The 16,812-nt window shown below is 71.7% G+C and carries 19 protein-coding genes; 11 read left to right on the top strand and 8 right to left on the bottom strand.

Translation table 11 applies throughout. The annotated features are described in order from the left end of the window. The first annotated feature begins 22 nt into the window (after positions 1-22). Positions 23-724 (top strand): leucyl/phenylalanyl-tRNA--protein transferase, encoded by a 702-nt coding sequence (aat, locus tag AC4BGC_RS18330; RefSeq protein ID WP_490557038.1) that lies wholly within the window; start codon positions 23-25, stop codon positions 722-724. A gap of 114 nt (positions 725-838) precedes the next feature. Here aat and AC4BGC_RS18325 read toward each other — a convergent pair whose 3' ends face one another. Continuing rightward, a complete protein-coding gene (locus AC4BGC_RS18325; RefSeq protein WP_490546970.1) occupies positions 839-1,177 on the bottom strand; it encodes a rhodanese-like domain-containing protein in 339 nt (112 codons plus the stop codon). A 9-nt stretch (positions 1,178-1,186) separates the two neighbouring features. Beyond that, the gene (locus tag AC4BGC_RS18320) at positions 1,187-2,053 is read right to left on the bottom strand and encodes an Fpg/Nei family DNA glycosylase (protein WP_490546972.1); all 867 of its coding nucleotides are present in this window, start codon (positions 2,051-2,053) and stop codon (positions 1,187-1,189) included. A gap of 50 nt (positions 2,054-2,103) precedes the next feature. Here AC4BGC_RS18320 and AC4BGC_RS18315 point away from each other — a divergent pair, with 50 nt between their 5' ends. From AC4BGC_RS18315 to AC4BGC_RS18285, 7 genes are all read left to right on the top strand, one after another. Continuing rightward, complete coding sequence (locus AC4BGC_RS18315) at positions 2,104-3,642, top strand: alpha/beta hydrolase family protein (protein ID WP_490557037.1); 1,539 nt, start codon at positions 2,104-2,106, stop codon at positions 3,640-3,642. 38 nt (positions 3,643-3,680) lie between these two features. Continuing rightward, entirely contained in the window at positions 3,681-3,920 is a 240-nt protein-coding gene (locus AC4BGC_RS18310; protein ID WP_490546974.1) for a hypothetical protein, read from the top strand. Positions 3,921-3,964: 44 nt separating this feature from the next. Beyond that, positions 3,965-5,167: an ATP-binding protein gene (locus AC4BGC_RS18305; RefSeq protein WP_490546976.1), complete on the top strand. Its 1,203-nt coding sequence runs from the start codon at positions 3,965-3,967 to the stop codon at positions 5,165-5,167. Between the two features lie 65 nt (positions 5,168-5,232). Further along, positions 5,233-6,039 (top strand): glycerophosphodiester phosphodiesterase, encoded by an 807-nt coding sequence (locus tag AC4BGC_RS18300; protein ID WP_490557036.1) that lies wholly within the window; start codon positions 5,233-5,235, stop codon positions 6,037-6,039. A gap of 65 nt (positions 6,040-6,104) precedes the next feature. After that, positions 6,105-6,524, top strand: a complete 420-nt coding sequence (locus AC4BGC_RS18295; protein ID WP_490557035.1) for an ATP-binding protein — start codon at positions 6,105-6,107, stop codon at positions 6,522-6,524. A gap of 43 nt (positions 6,525-6,567) precedes the next feature. Next, positions 6,568-7,545: a DUF5926 family protein gene (locus tag AC4BGC_RS18290; protein ID WP_490546982.1), complete on the top strand. Its 978-nt coding sequence runs from the start codon at positions 6,568-6,570 to the stop codon at positions 7,543-7,545. 245 nt (positions 7,546-7,790) lie between these two features. Beyond that, positions 7,791-8,129 carry a YnfA family protein gene (locus AC4BGC_RS18285; RefSeq protein ID WP_490546984.1) on the top strand — a complete coding sequence of 113 codons (339 nt, stop codon included), beginning with the start codon at positions 7,791-7,793 and terminating at the stop codon, positions 8,127-8,129. 29 nt (positions 8,130-8,158) lie between these two features. Here AC4BGC_RS18285 and AC4BGC_RS18280 read toward each other — a convergent pair whose 3' ends face one another. The 5 genes from AC4BGC_RS18280 to AC4BGC_RS18260 all read right to left on the bottom strand — a co-directional run bounded on the left by AC4BGC_RS18280 (position 8,159) and on the right by AC4BGC_RS18260 (position 13,009). Next, entirely contained in the window at positions 8,159-9,373 is a 1,215-nt protein-coding gene (locus tag AC4BGC_RS18280) for an arginine deiminase (RefSeq protein WP_490557034.1), read from the bottom strand. Between the two features lie 40 nt (positions 9,374-9,413). After that, positions 9,414-10,016 carry a TMEM165/GDT1 family protein gene (locus AC4BGC_RS18275; RefSeq protein ID WP_490557033.1) on the bottom strand — a complete coding sequence of 201 codons (603 nt, stop codon included), beginning with the start codon at positions 10,014-10,016 and terminating at the stop codon, positions 9,414-9,416. Between the two features lie 76 nt (positions 10,017-10,092). Then, positions 10,093-11,622 (bottom strand): multicopper oxidase family protein, encoded by a 1,530-nt coding sequence (locus AC4BGC_RS18270; RefSeq protein WP_490557032.1) that lies wholly within the window; start codon positions 11,620-11,622, stop codon positions 10,093-10,095. Further along, a complete protein-coding gene (locus AC4BGC_RS18265) occupies positions 11,597-12,061 on the bottom strand; it encodes a hypothetical protein (protein WP_490546989.1) in 465 nt (154 codons plus the stop codon). Before AC4BGC_RS18265 ends, AC4BGC_RS18270 begins: the two co-directional genes overlap by 26 nt. A gap of 90 nt (positions 12,062-12,151) precedes the next feature. Then, a complete protein-coding gene (locus AC4BGC_RS18260) occupies positions 12,152-13,009 on the bottom strand; it encodes a prephenate dehydratase (RefSeq protein WP_490557031.1) in 858 nt (285 codons plus the stop codon). 95 nt (positions 13,010-13,104) lie between these two features. Between AC4BGC_RS18260 and AC4BGC_RS18255 the strand changes: the two genes are divergently transcribed. Both AC4BGC_RS18255 and AC4BGC_RS18250 read left to right on the top strand, forming a co-directional pair. Then, positions 13,105-13,515, top strand: coding sequence for a DUF4446 family protein (locus tag AC4BGC_RS18255; protein WP_490546991.1), 411 nt, complete (start codon positions 13,105-13,107; stop codon positions 13,513-13,515). A gap of 59 nt (positions 13,516-13,574) precedes the next feature. After that, complete coding sequence (locus AC4BGC_RS18250; protein ID WP_490546992.1) at positions 13,575-14,054, top strand: nitroreductase family deazaflavin-dependent oxidoreductase; 480 nt, start codon at positions 13,575-13,577, stop codon at positions 14,052-14,054. A 6-nt stretch (positions 14,055-14,060) separates the two neighbouring features. Here the strand turns inward: AC4BGC_RS18250 and AC4BGC_RS18245 are convergent, their stop codons facing one another. Then, a complete protein-coding gene (locus tag AC4BGC_RS18245) occupies positions 14,061-15,644 on the bottom strand; it encodes a bifunctional phosphatase PAP2/diacylglycerol kinase family protein (protein ID WP_490557030.1) in 1,584 nt (527 codons plus the stop codon). Between the two features lie 180 nt (positions 15,645-15,824). Between AC4BGC_RS18245 and AC4BGC_RS18240 the strand changes: the two genes are divergently transcribed. Next, positions 15,825-16,790, top strand: coding sequence for a hypothetical protein (locus tag AC4BGC_RS18240; RefSeq protein ID WP_490557029.1), 966 nt, complete (start codon positions 15,825-15,827; stop codon positions 16,788-16,790). The last annotated feature ends 22 nt before the right edge of the window (positions 16,791-16,812 follow it).

Below are 16,812 nucleotides of genomic sequence, written 5' to 3'. Positions count from 1 at the left end.
ACGACCCTGCGACCATGTCCCCGTGCCCCACGAACCACCGCCCACCCAGTGGGAGTTCCCGCCCGCCGACTCCACCGAGGGTGACCTCGTCGCGGTCGGGGGCGACCTGGCGCCCGGCACCCTGCTCGCCGCCTACCGGGGCGGCCTGTTCCCGATGCCGGTGGAGGGCCCGCAGGCACGCCCGTTCCGGCGGAACCGGCAAGTGGCAGCGGAGATGGCCTGGTGGTCCCCGGTGGAGCGCGGTGTGCTCCCGCTGTCCGGCCTGCGCGTCACCCGCTCCCTGCGCAAGTCCGCCCGGCACTTCGAGATCCGCGTGGACTCCGCTTTCGCCGAGGTCGTCCGCGGCTGCTCGGACCCGAGCCGGTCGGGGGGCTGGATCGACGACGAGATCCTGGCGGCGTACGTCGACCTGCACGAGCTCGGCTGGGCCCACTCCGTGGAGGCCTGGCGCGACGGCGAGCTCGCCGGCGGCCTGTACGGCGTCGCCATCGGCGGGCTGTTCGCGGGCGAGTCGATGTTCGCCCGCCAGCGCGACGCCTCGAAGGTGGCGCTGATGGGGCTGGTCGAGCTGCTCAGCGACGAGTACGCCGACGCCCGGCTGCTGGACACCCAGTGGCAGACGCCGCACCTGGCGTCGCTGGGGGTGGAGGAGATCCCGCGCGCGGAGTATCTCTCCCGGCTGCGACAGGCACTGCGGCTGCCGCTGCCCGCACCCTGGCGCTGAGGGCTGCCACCCAACGACGGGCAGTTGGAGGTCGCCCGCCCGGTGTCCCCGCGTGTCACGCCTCCGTGGCGGCCGAACTGCCCGTCCCTGTGACCGGGCAGCCGCCCCCCTGGATCAGACGACGAGCGGCTCGCCCTCGCCCTCGCGGACCATCGGCCGGTCCGCGGCACTCCACTCGACCATGCCGCCGGCGAGGTTGATCGCCTCGACGCCCTTCTCGCGCAGGAAGGCCGTGGCCTGGGAGGACCGGCCGCCGAGCTTGCACACCACGAGCAGCTGCTGGTCGGCCGGCAGCTCCTCGGTGCGCTCGGGGATCTCGGTCAGCGGGATGTGCACCGCACCCTCGATGTGGCCGTGCTCCCACTCGATCGACTCCCGCACGTCGAGCACGGTCACACCCTCGGGAAGGGGATCCGGAACCTGGGCTACCTCGATGGTCGGTACTTCGATCATGTCTCGAGGCTACTTCAGGAACTTCGAGGTACGCCGGTCAGCCAGCGGCTTCCCACCGGTCTGGCAGGTGGGGCAGTACTGCAGGCTCGAGTCGGCGAAACTGACCTCGCGCACCGTGTCCCCGCAGACCGGGCACGCCTCGCCCGTGCGCCCGTGCACCGACATGTTGCTCTTCTTCTCGCCCTTGAGCTCGCTGGCAGCCAACCCCGAGGACCGTTTCACGGCGTCCCCGAGGACGGTGCGGATGGCGTCGTGGAGGTTCTGCAGCTCGGCGTCGGTGAGGCTGTTCGCGGGCTTGAACGGCGAGAGCCGCGCCGCGTGCAGGAGCTCGTCGGAGTAGGCGTTGCCGATCCCGGCGATGGTGCCCTGGTGCCGCAGCACCCCCTTGATCTGGGCGCGGCCGGCGCTGGTGAGGATGTCGCCGAGCACCTCGGGGGTGAACTCGTCGGCGAGCGGGTCGGGTCCCAGCCGGGCGATGCCCTCGACGTCGGCGGGGTCGCGGACGACGTACAGCGCCAGGCTCTTGCGCGTCCCGGCCTCGGTGACGTCGAGGCCGGCCCCGTTGTCGAGGACGATCCGGGCCGCGAGGGGCGACTTGTTGCTGGGCCGCGGCGGCACCGGTGGCACCTCGTCCTTCCAGCGCACCCAGCCCGCGCGGGCCAGGTGGAGCACGAGGTGGGTGCCGGAGACGTCGATGTCGAGGAACTTGCCGTGCCGGCTGACGCCGTCGACCATCCCGCCGGCGAGCGCCGTGACCGGGGGGTCGTAGGTCTTCAGGCAGCTGAACGCGGCGATGTCCACGCGTACGACGGCACGGCCGTCCAGACGACGCGACAGGTCCTGGACCAGGGCTTCGACCTCGGGGAGCTCGGGCACCGGCACAGGCTACTGCGGTAACTCCCGTCGTGGACCCTCGTTGAGGTGGCATGCGCCGCCACCTGACCCGTCCGCTGCTCGCCACCGTGGTCCTCGGGCTGCTCACCGCTGGGGCGGCGCTGGCGCCGGCCACCTCGTACGCCGCCGACCCGGAACCCGCAGTCGGGAGCCCGGCCTACGTCGCGCGGGACACCCAGAACCTGCTCGACGCCTACGGCCGCGTCACCGGGCCGGGTGGCCAGCTGCAGAACCCGGCGTACCTCCCCTCCTTGGCACTGAGCATCACCGCGGACCAGGCCCGGATGCTCCTGGAGCAGGCCGCCTCTCCCACCCGCCTCCCGCTGACCGCCGGCCGCGTGGTGCCGGGCTGGAACGTCGGCAACCCGCTGCGGGCGGGCTGGAACGGCACCCGGGGGCTGAGCGAGCGCGTCGCGTTCACCAACCGGTACGGCGCGCTGCTCCGCGGCACGGTCCACCGACCGAGGCCCGGCGCTCGGGACCCCTACACCGGCGAGCTGCTCCGCGGGCCGTTCCCCGGCGTCGTGCTCACCGAGGGTTCCGTGCAGGGCAGCGAGGGGATGTACCGCTGGCTCGCCCAGGACCTCGCGGAGCGGGGCTACGTCGTCCTGACCTACGACGTGCAGGGCCAGGGCAGCAGCGAGACCCTGCCGCACGAGCCGGTGCCGGGAGGCACGGCCAACGCGCTCCCGTTCTGCAACCCGTTCGCCACCCCGCGCGACGGCGAGCAGCTCGGCTGCCCCGGTGTCCCCTCCCAGCAGCTGTCCAACTTCGTCGTGGGCACCGAGGACGCGCTGTCGTTCTTCACCTCCACCCCGGCTCGGCCCTACGCCAACCCGGGGTCTGCGGGTGCGCGGACGAGCGCGTTCAACCCGTACTGGCAGCAGTTCGACCGCACCCCCGACCGGCGTACGGCGACCCCGGGCCGCACCAGCAGGATCGCGATCATCGGCCACTCCATGGGGGCTGCCGCGGTCTCGCGGGTGCAGGGCACCGACAAGCGGGTGGCTGCGGTGGTCGCGCTGGACAAGCTCACCGGCCCGGGCTCCGACGGCCCGCTGGACGGCTCCGGGACCAAGCCCGTCGTACCCGCCCTGGCGCTGCAGTCGGAGTACGGCTTCACGGTCTCGCCGTACCTCCTCAGTGGCGGGTCCTCGCTCAGCCCGGCGCCGAGCCCCCAGGGTCCCGACCCGCAGCGTGAGCGCGCCACCGGGTACGACGCGTGGCGCAAGGCGGGGGTGGACAGCATGCTGGTGGTGCCCCGGGCCTCGACGCACCTGGAGTACACCGACATCCCGCTGGTGCTGCCGGCCAGCCGCTACGGCCAGGCCCTCTCCAGCCACTACGTGCAGGCCTGGCTGGACCGCTACCTCAAGCACCGCAGCAACGACGCCGCGCTGACGGGCACCTCGTTCCGCTACCTCGAGCCGGCCGGCGGCGGGGTGTGGAAGCCGGTCACGCTGCGCCGCGCGTCGCTGCTGAGCTTCTACTACTGCTCGGCCTACGGGTTCGGTTCGGGCTCGCGGGTGCTCTCCGACGGGGACCTCTCCGACGTGGGCGGTTGCCGTTGAGCACTGGTGTCCTGCCCGTGACGGAGGGAGAATCCGTCATGGCCAAGGTCGCGACGACCCCCGTGGGTGCCGAGTTCTTCCTCGACCCCCGTGGTGAGGGACGCACTCTTCGTGTCCGCTGGCACCACGCCAACGACCTGGTGGTGCTCTCGCTGTGGCGCGGCAGCGAGTGCACCGGCACCTTCCGGCTCGCCGTCGAGGAGGTCCCGGCCCTGATCGAGATCCTGCGTGCCGGGCTCGACGCCGAACCGGACGCAGGTTCCGCTACGACTCGCTAGGCAAATCTAGGGGATTTCCTAGACGGGCGGATATCTTCCTCGTCATGGACCCGATCAGGAACCCCTACGCGCCCGGCGCCGGGCAGCGCCCGCCCGAGCTGGCCGGTCGCGACCGCGAGCTGCAGCAGTTCGAGGTCACCCTCGAGCGGGTGGCCGCCGGCCGTCCCGACCGCAGCATGGTGCTCTCGGGCCTGCGCGGCGTGGGCAAGACGGTGCTGCTCAACGCCCTGCGCAGCCTCGCGGTCAAGCGCGCCTGGGGCACCGGCAAGATCGAGGCCCGGCCTGACCAGTCGATCCGCCTCCCCCTGGCCCAGGCGGTGCACGCCGCGGTGCGCGAGGTCGCCCACCGGCACCGCAACCCCGACCGGGTCGAGGAGGTGACCGGAGTTCTCAAGGCGTTCGCGCTCCGGACCGAGCTCAAGGACCGCAAGACGGGGTCCCGGCAGAACCGGTGGCAGCCGCCGCTCGACGTGCCGGCCGCGAGCGGCCGCGCCGACTCCGGCGACCTCGAGCTCGACCTCGTCGAGCTGTTCACCGACGTCGCCTCGCTGGCCGGTGACCTCGGGGTGGGCATCGCCCTGTTCATCGACGAGATGCAGGACCTGCCCCCGCACGAGCTGGCCGCGCTGTGCGGCGCCTGCCACGAGATCAGCCAGCAGGGAGCACCCCTCCTCGTGGTGGGTGCGGGGCTGCCGCACCTCCCGGTGGCGCTCGCCGCCTCCAAGTCGTACGCCGAGCGCCTGTTCCGCTACGTCTCGGTCGACCGCCTCCCCCGCGACATGGCCGAGCGCGCGTGGACCGTCCCCGCCGCCACCGAGGACGCGACCTACGAGCCCCGCGCGCTCGAGGAGCTCTACCGGCTGACCGACGGCTACCCCTACTTCGTGCAGGCCTACGGCAAGGTCACCTGGGACGTCGCTGTGGACACCCCGATCAGGTGGGACGACGTGATGCAGGCCGCCCCCGAGGCCGAGGCGGAGCTCGCGGTCGGCTTCTTCGGCGCGAGGTACGACCGGGCCACTCCCGCCGAGCGTGACTACATGACCGCGATGGCCGACCTCGGCGAGAACACCCAGGACCTGCCGGTCAGCACCGCGGAGGTCGCGCGGCTGCTGGACCGCAAGCCACAGTCGCTGTCCCCCGCCCGCGACGGACTGATCAAGAAGGGCCTCGTGTTCTCCGGGGAGCGCGGCACGGTGGCCTTCACCGTGCCCCACTTCGGGAAGTTCCTGCGCAGCCAGCGCTGAGCCCGCGCCCCACGCCGGGCAGGTGCGCAGCAGGGGCATCACTACCCTGCGTGCAGAATGGGCCCATGGTCCAGAGTCGGCCGCAGGTCATCGCCCACCGTGGCTCCAGCGCCACCAACGCCGAACACACCTTGGGCGCCTACGTGGCGGCTCTCGACGAAGGCGCCGACGCCCTCGAGTGCGACGTACGGCTCACCGCCGACGGCCACCTGGTCTGTGTGCACGACCGCAACATGCGGCGTACGGCGCACCGCGACGGCGTCGTGTCCACCATGGACCTGGCCGACCTCGAGGGACTCGACGTCGCCTCCTGGAAGCGGCCCTGGGCCGACCTGGACGACGAGGCCCCCGACTGGGACCCCGAGCTGGCCAAGCTGCTCACCCTGCGCCGGCTGCTGGAGACCGTCGCCGACTACCCCCGCCGCGTCGAGCTGGCGATCGAGACCAAGCACCCCACCCGCTACGCCGGCCTCGTGGAGCGCCGCCTGGTGGAGCTGCTGGACGAGTTCGGGTGGGCAGGGGCCAACTCTCCCGTCAGGGTGATGTCGTTCTCCTGGGTGGCCCTGCGGCGGCTGCGGCGCCTGGCACCCGACCTGGAGATCGTGCTGCTGGTGAGCACCCCTCGGCAGTGGTACCGCGCCCGCCCCTTCGTCGACGCCGACTGGAGCACCGGGGTCGACCTCGACCTCGTCCGCGACCACCAGGAGCTCGTCGCCCGCATCGTCGGGATCGGCAGGCCGGTGCACTGTTTCACGGTAAACACGCCCAAGGACATCGACCGCTGCCTCGACCTCGGCATCCGGGGGATCATCACCGACGTCCCAGGCGCGGCCGTGACGTATATGAGAACTTTGGGCGGCGGCGTTTCATGATCGATCCCCAGGGGCAGAGTGCCGCTGAAAAGGTACGGGCGACCAGGCACCCGAGCGGAGGACTCATGGCGCAGAACACCGGCGCAATGCTGGAGGGTGACCCGACGGCAATCGATCTCCCCTTCGCCCCGGGCAGCGCCCGGATCGCCCGTTCCCGCCTGATCGAGTGGCTCAGCCGGGTGGACGCCCGCGACGAGCGGTGCGAGGACGCGCGGCTCGTGGTCAGCGAGCTGGTCGGCAACGCGATCCGGCACGCACGCCCCCTCGACGACGGCACCGTGCGGGTGAGCTGGACCGCCGGGCCCACCGGGCTCGACATCGCGGTGACCGACGGTGGGGCGCGCACCGCCCCCACCAAGGTCGACGCCGGGGGCTGCGACCTCGCCGGTCGCGGGCTCGCGATCGTCGAGACGCTCGCGGCGCGCTGGTGGGTGGAGTCCACGCGGTCCCGCACGACGGTGCACGCACTGCTCCCCCTGCCCTGAGGCCTCCTCGGGGGCCCCTGGGGCCGCCGCCTAGTCTTCGCGCATGGGAAAGAAGGCTCGCCAACGCAACCGCACCTCGGCCGCAACCACCGAAACCACGGCCCGGAATCAAGGACAGGCTCCGGGCGGTGAGGGCGTCGTCGGCCCCCGCCAGCCCTGCCCGTGCGGGTCGGGTCGGCGCTACAAGGCCTGCCACGGGAGCCCGGACGGTCCGCCGTCGGTCTACGTCCCCCGTCCGTTCGAAGGGCTCCGCGGGGAGGCCGACCTGGTCGCCCTGAGGGAGTTCGTGCCGGCGGCCACGGCGCCGCTGGAGGTCACCGGGACCGACCGCGACGTGCTGCTGTGCTCGCTGCTGCCCGCCGCGGCCCCGGCGCTGGTGCGCCAGGACGGCACCATCTGGCTGGGGCTTCAGGTGCAGCACTCGTACGGCGACCCGAGCCGTGACCTGGCCGCCGTACTCCTCAAGGCCCTCGACGCCGAGCCGGGCAGCATGGTCGGGCTCGCGGAGCCCCCCGGCGAGGGGCCGCGGCTCCAGGACCTCGTGGGTTCCGCCCCGCTGGAGGTCACTGTGCACGAGGGCTTCGACTACTGGGTGGCCGATCTCGAGGACAAGGACGGGTCCATGGCCGCGGCCCTGGAGCAGGCCAACGGCGCCGCCGCCCCCACGAAGCGGGTCGCCGGCGTCGAAGCGGCGTACTGGACCTCGGTGGGGAACCGGGAGTACCTCCGCTGGGTGCTGCCCCAGGACGAGGACCGGGTCCTCGACGCGTTCGCCCGCCTCCACGTCGCCGGGACCGACAGCCTGGTCGAGGGGGACCGGGTGATCGGGATGTTCCGCACCCACGGCCTCGCCGTCCCGGTCTGGGACCTCCCGGTGGGCACCGGCGCCGAGGCGCTCGCGGAGCCCGCGGCCGCGCTGGCGAAGTCGCTGGAGGAGGCGATCAGTTCCTCGGCTCCGCTGACGACCGAGGAGCGCGCCGCCCGCGCCGGACTGGCCAGTCGTCAGCTCACCATCCGGTGACGTCCAGACCAGTTGATCTGGTCCAGCCCTCGGTTTCCGCGGTTTTCGTTGTCGTCACCCAGACCGTGGTTTACTTTTAGCAAGCCCCGGCCGATGTTGTCCCCCCCGTCAACACCGGCCGGGCACTTGTCTTTCCAGGCGATCACCGCCGGGAGCTCCGGAGCCGGTCCCTCGTGGGCCGGCTTCGTCGTTCGCCCCGGATCCGCCGGAAGTTCGACCTCTGTCGGGCTGGGATGATCTCGGGCATGACCACCGCCCGCTCCCTGCTCCTGTTCCTCGCAGCCGCCGTCGCCGAGATCGGCGGCGCGTGGCTGGTGTGGCAGGGAGTGCGCGAGCACCGGGGCTGGATCTGGGTCGGCGCGGGCGTCATCGCCCTGGGTCTCTACGGGTTCGTGGCCACGCTCCAGCCCGACGCCAACTTCGGACGGATCCTGGCGGCCTACGGCGGCGTGTTCGTCGCCGGCTCCCTGGTCTGGGGCATGGTCGCCGACGGGTTCAAGCCGGACCGCTACGACATCGCCGGCGCACTGATCTGCCTCGTCGGGGTCGCGGTGATCATGTACGCCCCCAGAGGCGCTGCCTGAGCAGAGCCCGATGGCAGCGCCTGCGGCGGTCAGACCTCGTCGCGGGCGATCGGGCAGGACATGCACCGGGGGCCGCCGCGTCCCGAGCCCAGCTCGGAGCCGGAGATCGCGATCACCTCGATGCCCGCGTCCTCGAGCCGGCCGTTGGTCTCCACGTTGCGCTCGTAGGCCACCGCGACCCGGGGTGCGATCGCCAGGGTGTTGTTGCCGTCGTCCCACTGCTCACGCTCAGCGGTGACCGGGTCGAGGCCGGTGTCGATCTGGTGCAACGTGTCGATCTCCATCGCCTTCGCCGCAGCCACCAGGAACGGCTCCGCCCCGGCGACGAGCAGCCGGCCGTCCTCGTCGAGGGTGACGGCGTGGGCGGTGAGGTGGTCGGCGACGTTGGGATACATCACGATCTTGTCGACGTCGACCATCGTGCACACGGTGTCGAGGTGCATCGTGGCCCGTTCCTGGGCGATCGGGACCGCGAGCACGGTGTGGGTGGTCCCGTCGCCGAGGACCTGGCGGGCCAGACGCTCGACACCTGCGGGCGTCGTACGCTCCCCGACGCCGACGGCGATCACGCCTGGCGACAGCAGCAGTACGTCGCCCCCCTCGACGTGCTCGCGGCGCCAGCCGTGGAGCTGGCCGGTGGACGCGAACCGGGGATGTCCGGTGTAGATCAGCTCGGTGAGCTGGCTCTCCCGCTCGCGGGCGGGCATCGCGAGCGACGTGATCGCCACCTTCTCCCCGATCCACACGCTGGAGTCGCGGGTGAACAGCAGGTTGGGCAGCGGGTCGACCAGGAACGCGTCCCCGGGCAGCAGGCTGGTCACCAGGCCGGAGCCACCCCTGACCTCGTCGTTGCGCAGGCCGGCGGTGAGCACGTCGGTGAGCTGCTCGGGGGCGAGCTCCCCCAGAGCGGCCTGCAGGTGGTCGCGCAGGGTGTCCCCCAGCCGGAGCGAGGAGGTGACCGCGTCCACGGCCCGCGCCCGGGCATCGGCAGCGGCCAGGGTCTCGACCAGGAGGTCGGTCAGGTAGAGCACCTCCACGCCGCGGCTGCGCAGCGCGTCGGCGAAGGCGTCGTGCTCCTCCTGGGCCCGGCTGACCCAGGGGATCGCGTCGAAGAGGAGCTGGTCGTTGTTGCGCGGGGTGAGCCGCTTGAGCTCGGGACCCGGCCGGTGCAGCAGCACGGTGCGCAGCCGGCCGACCTCACTGGTGACACCCGGGCGAGGGGACGGCGTGACGGGTTCGCTCATCCCGGCAGCCTAGAGGCGCCGGACCGGATCCCGAGAGGGCTCAGGCGACGAGCTCCACCCCGGTGAGCACCGCCAGGACCAGGCAGACGGCCGCGCCGACGTAGTGCACGGTGGAGAGCTTGATGTAGCGCAGCAGCACCCGTCCGGCGAGGATGGCCAGCCCGGAGACGGTGAGCAGGGCGATCCAGGCACCGAGGAAGACGCTGACCGGGTGGCCGTACTTGGCGACCATGCTGATCGTGAGCAGCTGGGAGAGGTCGCCCCACTCCGCGGCGAACAGCACCACGAACGACGCGAGCACGGCCTTGAGCCCGGTACGCGAGTCGGTGGCCTTCGCCTCGAACTCCGCCTCGGTCTCCTTCTCCTCGGCGTCTGCTCCGGGCGCGGAGCGGAACAGCACGAAGGCGCCGATCAGGAAGACCAACAGGGCCACCGACTTGATCAGGGTCTCCGGGAGGAAGGTCGCCAGGTGGCCGGCCAGGACCGCGATCAGGGTCTGCACGAGGAACGCGAGGCCCACACCCACCCAGACCGCCAGCGGCTTGTAGCGGGTGGAGAGCACCAGCGCCGCGATGAACGTCTTGTCCGGCAGCTCGACCACGAAGATCGCACCGAAGACGATCGCGATGACGAGAAGATCCATCAACGGACTCCGGCCGTGGGCACGTGCAGCGGTTCGGGTCCGGTCACGGGCTCAAACTATCCGGTGCGCCGCCCCCTCACTCCGGCACGTTCCCCGAGTCCTTCCCGAGGCGGTACGGCGTGGTCACGCCCTCGTACATCAGGTGGGTGACCAGGCCCTCCCGGGCGTGCTTGAGGTTGTGGCAGTGGTCCATCCACACCCCGGGGTTGTCCGCGAGGAACACCACGTCGAAGGACTGACCGTCCTGCACCTCCAGGGAGTCGAACCACCACGGGCTGCCGCTCGCCTTCTTCCCGTCCCGCGACAGCACCAGGGCGTGGTGCCCGTGCAGGTGCATCGGGTGGCTCTCCCCGCTGCCGTTGGAGATCCGCACCCGCACCACGTCGCCCTCGCGCACCACGAACATGGGCATGTCGGGGTAGAGCTTGCTGTTGACGCTCCACCAGATGCCGGGACGCCCGTCAAGGAAGCCCGGACGACGCCCGACCGAGTAGCGGAAGCTCCGGTCGGGCTTGCTGGTCTCCAGGGCGACCGGCTTCCGGGTGCCGTAGCCGAGCAGGTCGACCTCGGCGTCGGGCTTGTCCGCCGGTGCGGCCCGTGGGCTGCCCGGGCCGATCACCATCCCGGCGCTGCCGAGCAGCTCCAGTCGCAGCGCGGAACCGTCCGCGGGCACCGTGACCTCGAGATCGGCCCGTCCACCGGCGGGTACGGCGACGGAGGCGTCGGTCACCGGGGTGGGTCCGTTGACCTCGGTCCCGTCGACCGCCCGCAGCAGGAACGGGCTCCGCGACCACACGTTCTGCTGGCCGTTGTCGGTGTTCACGATCCGCACCCGCAGCCGCTCCCCGGGCCGGGCCTCGACGCGCACGTCGCCCGTGCGGCCGTTGACGGTGGCCTTGCCGGCGTACAGGTGGCTCACCGCGACCACGTCGCGCACCCCGGCCTCGCGGGCCTCGGGGTGGATCACGACGGCGCCGAGCAGGCCGCCCTTGACCTGCTCGTCGGAGAGCTGGTGGGAGTGGTACCAGTAGGTGCCGGCGTCGGGTGCCACCCACCGGTAGGTGTAGGTCTCCCCTTCGGCCACGGCGTCCTGGGTGACCCCGGCGACACCGTCCTCGGCGTTGGGGACGTCCACGCCGTGCCAGTGCAGCGCCACCCCGCGCTCGACCGACTCGTTGCGCAGCCGGACCTCGACGAGCTGGCCCACGGTCGCCTCGATGAGCGGTCCCGGGGTGCTGCCGTTGAGGGAGAAGCCCGCGACCTTCTCCCCGGAGGCCAGCTCGACCTCCCCCTCGCGGGCGACCAGGTCCACCACGACGTCGGCCGGACGGTTCTCCTCGGTGCCGAGGTCGTCCACGCTCACGGGACCGGTGCCGGGCTGCCCGTGCCCGTGGCCGCCGCCGTGGCTGCCGGCAGAGCGGGGCCCACCTCCGTGATCGAGCTCCCCCATGGACATCGCGGAGTACGACGAGGGCAGGCGGCTGTCCCACCACATCCACGCCAGCGGCCCGACCAGCGCCAGGGTGAGGACCACCGCGACCAGGAGCCGGATCCGCTCCCTGGTCACCCGGGACCGCCCGTCACTGGCCAGCTGGGACCTCGGCACGCGGACTGCTCCCCTGGGTCACCGCGGAGACCCGGCGACCCGCCTGGGTGGCCACGCTGAACAGCACGATGGCGTTCAGGCCGTGCAGTGCACCGGAGTACGCCGTCTCGTGTCCGAAGATCCCGAGGGCGACCTGGAGCACGACCAGTCCGAGGACGATCGCGGCCCACTTGACGCCTCCCTCGATCCTGGCGAAGAAGCTGATCACCAGCAGCACCAGCGCCAGCAGGGGCATCAGCATCATCCCGATGACGCCGTGCAGCATGAACCCGATCGAGCCGGTGAAGTCCAGCGACTGGTCCTCCATCACCGACTCGGTGAGGGTGTTCCCGGCGGTGATCCAGTTGTAGAGACCGGCGATGGCGAACACCATCACCGCCGCCTGGACGGCGACCAGACCAGCGAGCGTGTGGGCGAGGCCCTTGTACGTGGAGCGCATCTGTCGATGCTGCGACCGGACCTACCCCGGTCGCAACGGTTCATGCAGAGATAACGGGGTCGGACTAGTCCGGAGGTCTCGGAAGGTCGCTCAGCGCGACCGGAAGCTGTCCGCCGGGTAGACGCCGAGGATCTTGATCTCGGTGGTGAAGAACGCCAGCTCCTCCAGCGCGTTGCGCAGGGCCGGGTCCTCGGGGTGGCCGTCGACCTCGGCGAGGAACTGCGTGGCCGCGAAGTGCCCGCCGACCATGTAGCTCTCCAGCTTGGTCATGTTCACCCCGTTGGTCGCGAACCCGCCCAGGGCCTTGTACAGCGCGGCCGGGAGGTTGCGCACGTTGAAGATGAAGCTGGTCACGACCGGCCCGCCGCCCGCGGAGGCCTGGACGAGGTCTCGGGAGAGGACGACGAAGCGCGTGGTGTTGTGCTCCTCGTCCTCGACGTCGCGCTGCAGGATCTCGAGGCCGTAGGTCTCTGCGGCCAGCGGCGGCGAGATCGCCGCCTGGGTGAGGTCACCGGACTCGGCCACCTCACGCGCGGCGCCCGCGGTGTCGCCGGCGATCACCGGGTTCAGGCCGTGCTGCCGGATCACCTTGCGGCACTGGCCGAGTGCGTGCACGTGGCTGTGCACCGTGCGCAGGCCCCCCAGGGAGGCGCCGGGCAGCGCCATCAGCGCGAACTGGATGCGCAGGAAGTGCTCCCCGATGATGTGCAGGTTCGAGCTCGGCAGGAAGTGGTGGATGTCGGCGACCCGGCCGGCGATCGAGTTGTCGATCGGGATCATCGCCAGGTCCGCGTCCCCGGCTTCCACCGCTGCGAAGACGTCCTCGAACGAGGCGCACGGCACCGACTCCCAGTCGGGGTAGTGCTGCTTGCACACGATGTGGGAGTTCGCGCCCGGCTCGCCCTGGTAGGCGATGCGTCCGCGGGTCTCGGAGCCTGTGGTGGTCACGTGGGGAGTTTCCCACGCCGTCCGGTCAGGCTTCGGCCAGCACCCGCTGGCGAGCCTGCACCGGGCGATCGGCGCGGCTATCTACCCTCGATGTCGTGGACACCGCTCTCGCCGTACTCGCCCTGCTGCTCTCCCTGGCCGCCCTGGGGGTCGCCGTCTCGAGCCGACTGACGGGCCCGGGATCGGGACGGGGCCGGCCGCGCGCCGACGCCAGCGAGCTGCCCGAGGACCCCCGCGCCCTGCGCCAGGAGGTCGCCGCCCTCAAGGCGGAGAGTGCGCAGGCGATGCGCCACGTCGCGGTGGTGCGCTACGACGCCTTCACCGACACCGGCGGCCAGCTGTCCTGGTCGATGGCGCTGCTCGACGACAGCGGCAGCGGCGTCGTGCTCACCTCGATCCAGGGTCGCGACGACTCCCGCAGCTACGCCAAGAACGTCTCCGGGTGGAGCAGCGAGACCCAGCTCTCGCCGGAGGAGGAGGACGCGATCTCCAACGCTCGCCCCTGAGCTGCCCAGTGGGCGGTCAGACCAGCGCCCCGGAGGCCGGGCGACCCTAGGATCTCGCCGTGAACCTCCTCACCCCCCTGGCGATCCGGATCGGCTCCATCTCCTGGATGCCCAAGCTGCTCCCCCAGATCACCGCCACCGACAAGTTCGTCCAGCGGGTGAGCAAGGGGCGGGTGACGATCCTCGACATCGCCGGCCTGCCCAACCTGATGCTCACGGTGAAGGGCCGCAAGTCGGGGGTGCCGCGCACCACGCCGCTGCTGTGCGTGCCCTACGAGTCCGGCCACCTGATCGCGGGCTCGAACTTCGGCGGAGAGAAGAAGCCCGTCTGGGTGGTCAACGTCCGCGCCGCGGCTGAGCGGGGCGAGACGGTCGGCGTACGCGTCGGCGGTGTCACCCGGCAGGCCAACCCGCGCGAGGTCACCGGCGCCGAACGTGAGCGGCTGTGGGCGCACATGCTCCAGACGTGGCCCAACTACGCGAAGTACGCCGAACGCACCGACCGCACGATCCCGGTGTTCGTGCTCGAGCCTGCCTGAGCCGGCTCAGCGCGCCACCCGCACCAGCACCCGGCCGTGCACGCTGGTCGCGCGCAGCTCGCGCCCGGGGGCGATCAGGTCCCCGTCGAGCTGGCGCGGCGCGTCCACGTGGGCACGTACGACGACCTCGCGCCCGGTCATCCGGGTGATCGTCTCGTCGGTGCGCCTGTTCCTGGTCATCACGCGCACCGCGAGGGGCACCCAGGACAGGAACCGGCGCGGGTAGAGCAGCACCACGTCGAGCTGGCCGTCGTCGATCGAGGCATCCGGGATCAGGGGCATCCCGGCCTGGAGGAACCCGACGTTGCCGATCACCACGGTGCGGGCCCGGTGCCGGGTGAACTCGCCCCCGTCGATGGAGACCTCGAGCCGGATCGCCGGGAACATCAGTGACTTCAGCGCCGACCAGACGTAGGCGAGCCAGCCCAGCCGGGCCTTGATGTCGTCGTTGACGCCTTCCATGATGGCCGCGTCGAAGCCCATCCCGGCCATCACCAGGAAGGTCGCGTCGTCCATCTTGTCGCCGCTCACCTCGACCATGTCGATCGCGCGGTCCTGGCCGTTCAGGGCGGTGTCCACGGCCGCGCGCAGGTAGAGCGGGATGTCGAGGTTGCGGGCGAGCAGGTTCCCGGTGCCGGCCGGGACGATCCCGACCGCGATCCCGGTGCCGGCGAGCTCTTCGCACACGGCGCGGATGGTGCCGTCCCCGCCCACCGCGAGGACCAGGTCGCAGCCGCTGACGGCGGCCTCGTGCGCCATCCGGTAGCCGGTGTCCTCCTTGGTCGTCTCCCACCACGCGACTGAGGCGAACCCCGCGTCGGTGGCCAGCGCCTCCACGAGCGTGCGGAACTCGTCGGCGTCGTCGACCTTGATCGGGTTCAGGATCACCGCGAGCTTGCGGCGGCGGTTCGGCACGGCATCGGCCAGCGGCGCGTTCGCCAGCGCGCTGGACCGGGGGGTCGGGTCGTAGAGGGCGAGCCAGACCAGCACGATGCCGCCGCCGAGGAGGTAGCCCGCGATCACGTCGGAGAGGTTGTGCACGCCCAGGAAGATCCGGTCGGCCCCGACGAGCAGGACCATCACGACGGCGAGGCCGCGCGCGAGCCGTCGTACGCCGCGGCGCCGCACCAGCATGCCGGTGAGCACCACGGTCACGCCCATCGCGCCCACGATCCCCGAGGAGTGCCCCGAGGGGAACGAGTAGGAGCTCAGCACCTGGAGCGGGTCCTCCCACATCGGCCGGTCCCGTCCGATGAGCCGCTTGAGCAGCAGGTTGGAGACCCCGATGGTGGTCATCACCCCGACGGTCCAGATCGCCGCGCGTCGGTGCTTGCGGCTCTCCAGGGCGATCGCGACGATCACCGTGGCCACGGCCAGGGGCAGCGTGGTGGTGGCCAGCCCGAGGTAGTGCCAGAACAGGTAGAGGCTGTGGTGCGCCTGGGTGACCGACTCCGGCCAGGCACCGACCTCGGAGTCGAGCTCGAGCAGGGGCGACCACTCGATGCTGACCAGCAGTGCCAGCACCACGAACACCAGGAAGCACAGGATGCTCCACCCCAAGCGGGTGGGGCGCAGTTCAGCAGCAGTCACGTTCGGGTCCTGTGCGGTTCGGGTTCACGGGTGGCGTCAGTCCCCCGAAGTATGCCGCCGAATGCCCCTCCCCCTTGCCACCGGGCGCGCTCCTGCCCTGCGCCCCTCACATGTGGGACCATTTTCACGAACGCACCAGGCCCCTGCCCGGTCGCGCCGCTCCAGACTCGAGGGGACCCCATGCGTCGTACGACTCCCCGGTGGATGGCCGCCCCTGCGGTCGCCCTGGCGACCTTGCTCGTCACGGCAGGCTGCGGCGACGTGGAGGTCAAGGCCGACAAGGACCAGGACCAGCCGGACAAGGCCTCCTCGTCCGCCCCCGCGAAGCCGGACACCAGCGCCGGCGAGGGCACCTGGCTGCTGGGCATGACCACGGCCGGCGGCGCGGACGCCGAGGACTCGACGGCCACCTACATCAGCTACGACCCCTCGACCGGCAAGGCCACCGCGCACGAGCTGCCGGCGGTCAAGGGCGCCAGCGCGACTCCCGAGCAGGCCGCACTGCTGGTCAGCGCCGACCGCCTCTGGGCGATCCCCGACACGGGGATCCCGAGCAGCCAGGAGAAGAGCGGCCAGCTGAAGGTCTACTCGCTGACCGACGGCTCGGCCAAGGTCGTCGACATCCGCGAGCGCACCGGCAAGGACGACGTCGCCCCGATCGGGTGGGCCTTCGACCCCGAGCGCGCGGACACCCTGCGCGTCGTGGACACCAAGAACCGGGTCTGGGCGGTCAACGTCGCCGGTGGCAAGGCCACCCCGGAGAAGTCCCTGCCCACGGGCGAGTGGGTGTTCACCAACGGCTTCAACCCCAACACCGGGGAACCGTGGGTGGAGAGCATCGACAGCGACGTGACCAGCCCGCCCGGCAACGGGCCCACCGACACCGCGCCCGTGACCCGCGACGGGGGCACGGTGCTGCCCGCGAACTCCCCCGGCTTCTCCGAGCTCCCGGCCAGCCCGTGCACGCTCGGTGCCGGCTTCACCGAGGCCTCCGGTGTGACCTGGACCTTCTGCGGTGACACGCCGACGCTGCGGACGTACTACCTCCCCGTGGACGGCAAGGAGTGGGTCGCCTACGGCAAGCCGAGCGCGGCCGTGGCACCCGAGGCCGCGAGCTTCCCGCTCGTGCTCCCGCCTGCTGAGTAGTTCCTCCCACACCGTGGCGGCT

It is taken from the genome of Nocardioides sp. Z38_18, from assembly GCF_058215695.1.
The sequence above is the reverse complement of the archived record's forward strand: the minus strand, read 5'-3'. Positions and strand labels throughout refer to the sequence as shown.

What these genes read in the sequence shown, in the direction of transcription:
- AC4BGC_RS18315 (WP_490557037.1), top strand. Translation starts at nt 2,104, where the DNA reads ATGCGCCGCCACCTGACCCGTCCGCTGCTCGCCACCGTGGTCCTCGGG.
- AC4BGC_RS18265 (WP_490546989.1), bottom strand. Translation starts at nt 12,061, where the DNA reads ATGCGCTCCACGTACAAGGGCCTCGCCCACACGCTCGCTGGTCTGGTC.
- AC4BGC_RS18310 (WP_490546974.1), top strand. Translation starts at nt 3,681, where the DNA reads ATGGCCAAGGTCGCGACGACCCCCGTGGGTGCCGAGTTCTTCCTCGAC.
- AC4BGC_RS18295 (WP_490557035.1), top strand. Translation starts at nt 6,105, where the DNA reads ATGGCGCAGAACACCGGCGCAATGCTGGAGGGTGACCCGACGGCAATC.
- AC4BGC_RS18290 (WP_490546982.1), top strand. Translation starts at nt 6,568, where the DNA reads ATGGGAAAGAAGGCTCGCCAACGCAACCGCACCTCGGCCGCAACCACC.
- AC4BGC_RS18305 (WP_490546976.1), top strand. Translation starts at nt 3,965, where the DNA reads ATGGACCCGATCAGGAACCCCTACGCGCCCGGCGCCGGGCAGCGCCCG.
- AC4BGC_RS18240 (WP_490557029.1), top strand. Translation starts at nt 15,825, where the DNA reads ATGCGTCGTACGACTCCCCGGTGGATGGCCGCCCCTGCGGTCGCCCTG.
- AC4BGC_RS18300 (WP_490557036.1), top strand. Translation starts at nt 5,233, where the DNA reads ATGGTCCAGAGTCGGCCGCAGGTCATCGCCCACCGTGGCTCCAGCGCC.
- AC4BGC_RS18285 (WP_490546984.1), top strand. Translation starts at nt 7,791, where the DNA reads ATGACCACCGCCCGCTCCCTGCTCCTGTTCCTCGCAGCCGCCGTCGCC.
- AC4BGC_RS18280 (WP_490557034.1), bottom strand. Translation starts at nt 9,373, where the DNA reads ATGAGCGAACCCGTCACGCCGTCCCCTCGCCCGGGTGTCACCAGTGAG.
- AC4BGC_RS18325 (WP_490546970.1), bottom strand. Translation starts at nt 1,177, where the DNA reads ATGATCGAAGTACCGACCATCGAGGTAGCCCAGGTTCCGGATCCCCTT.
- AC4BGC_RS18275 (WP_490557033.1), bottom strand. Translation starts at nt 10,016, where the DNA reads ATGGATCTTCTCGTCATCGCGATCGTCTTCGGTGCGATCTTCGTGGTC.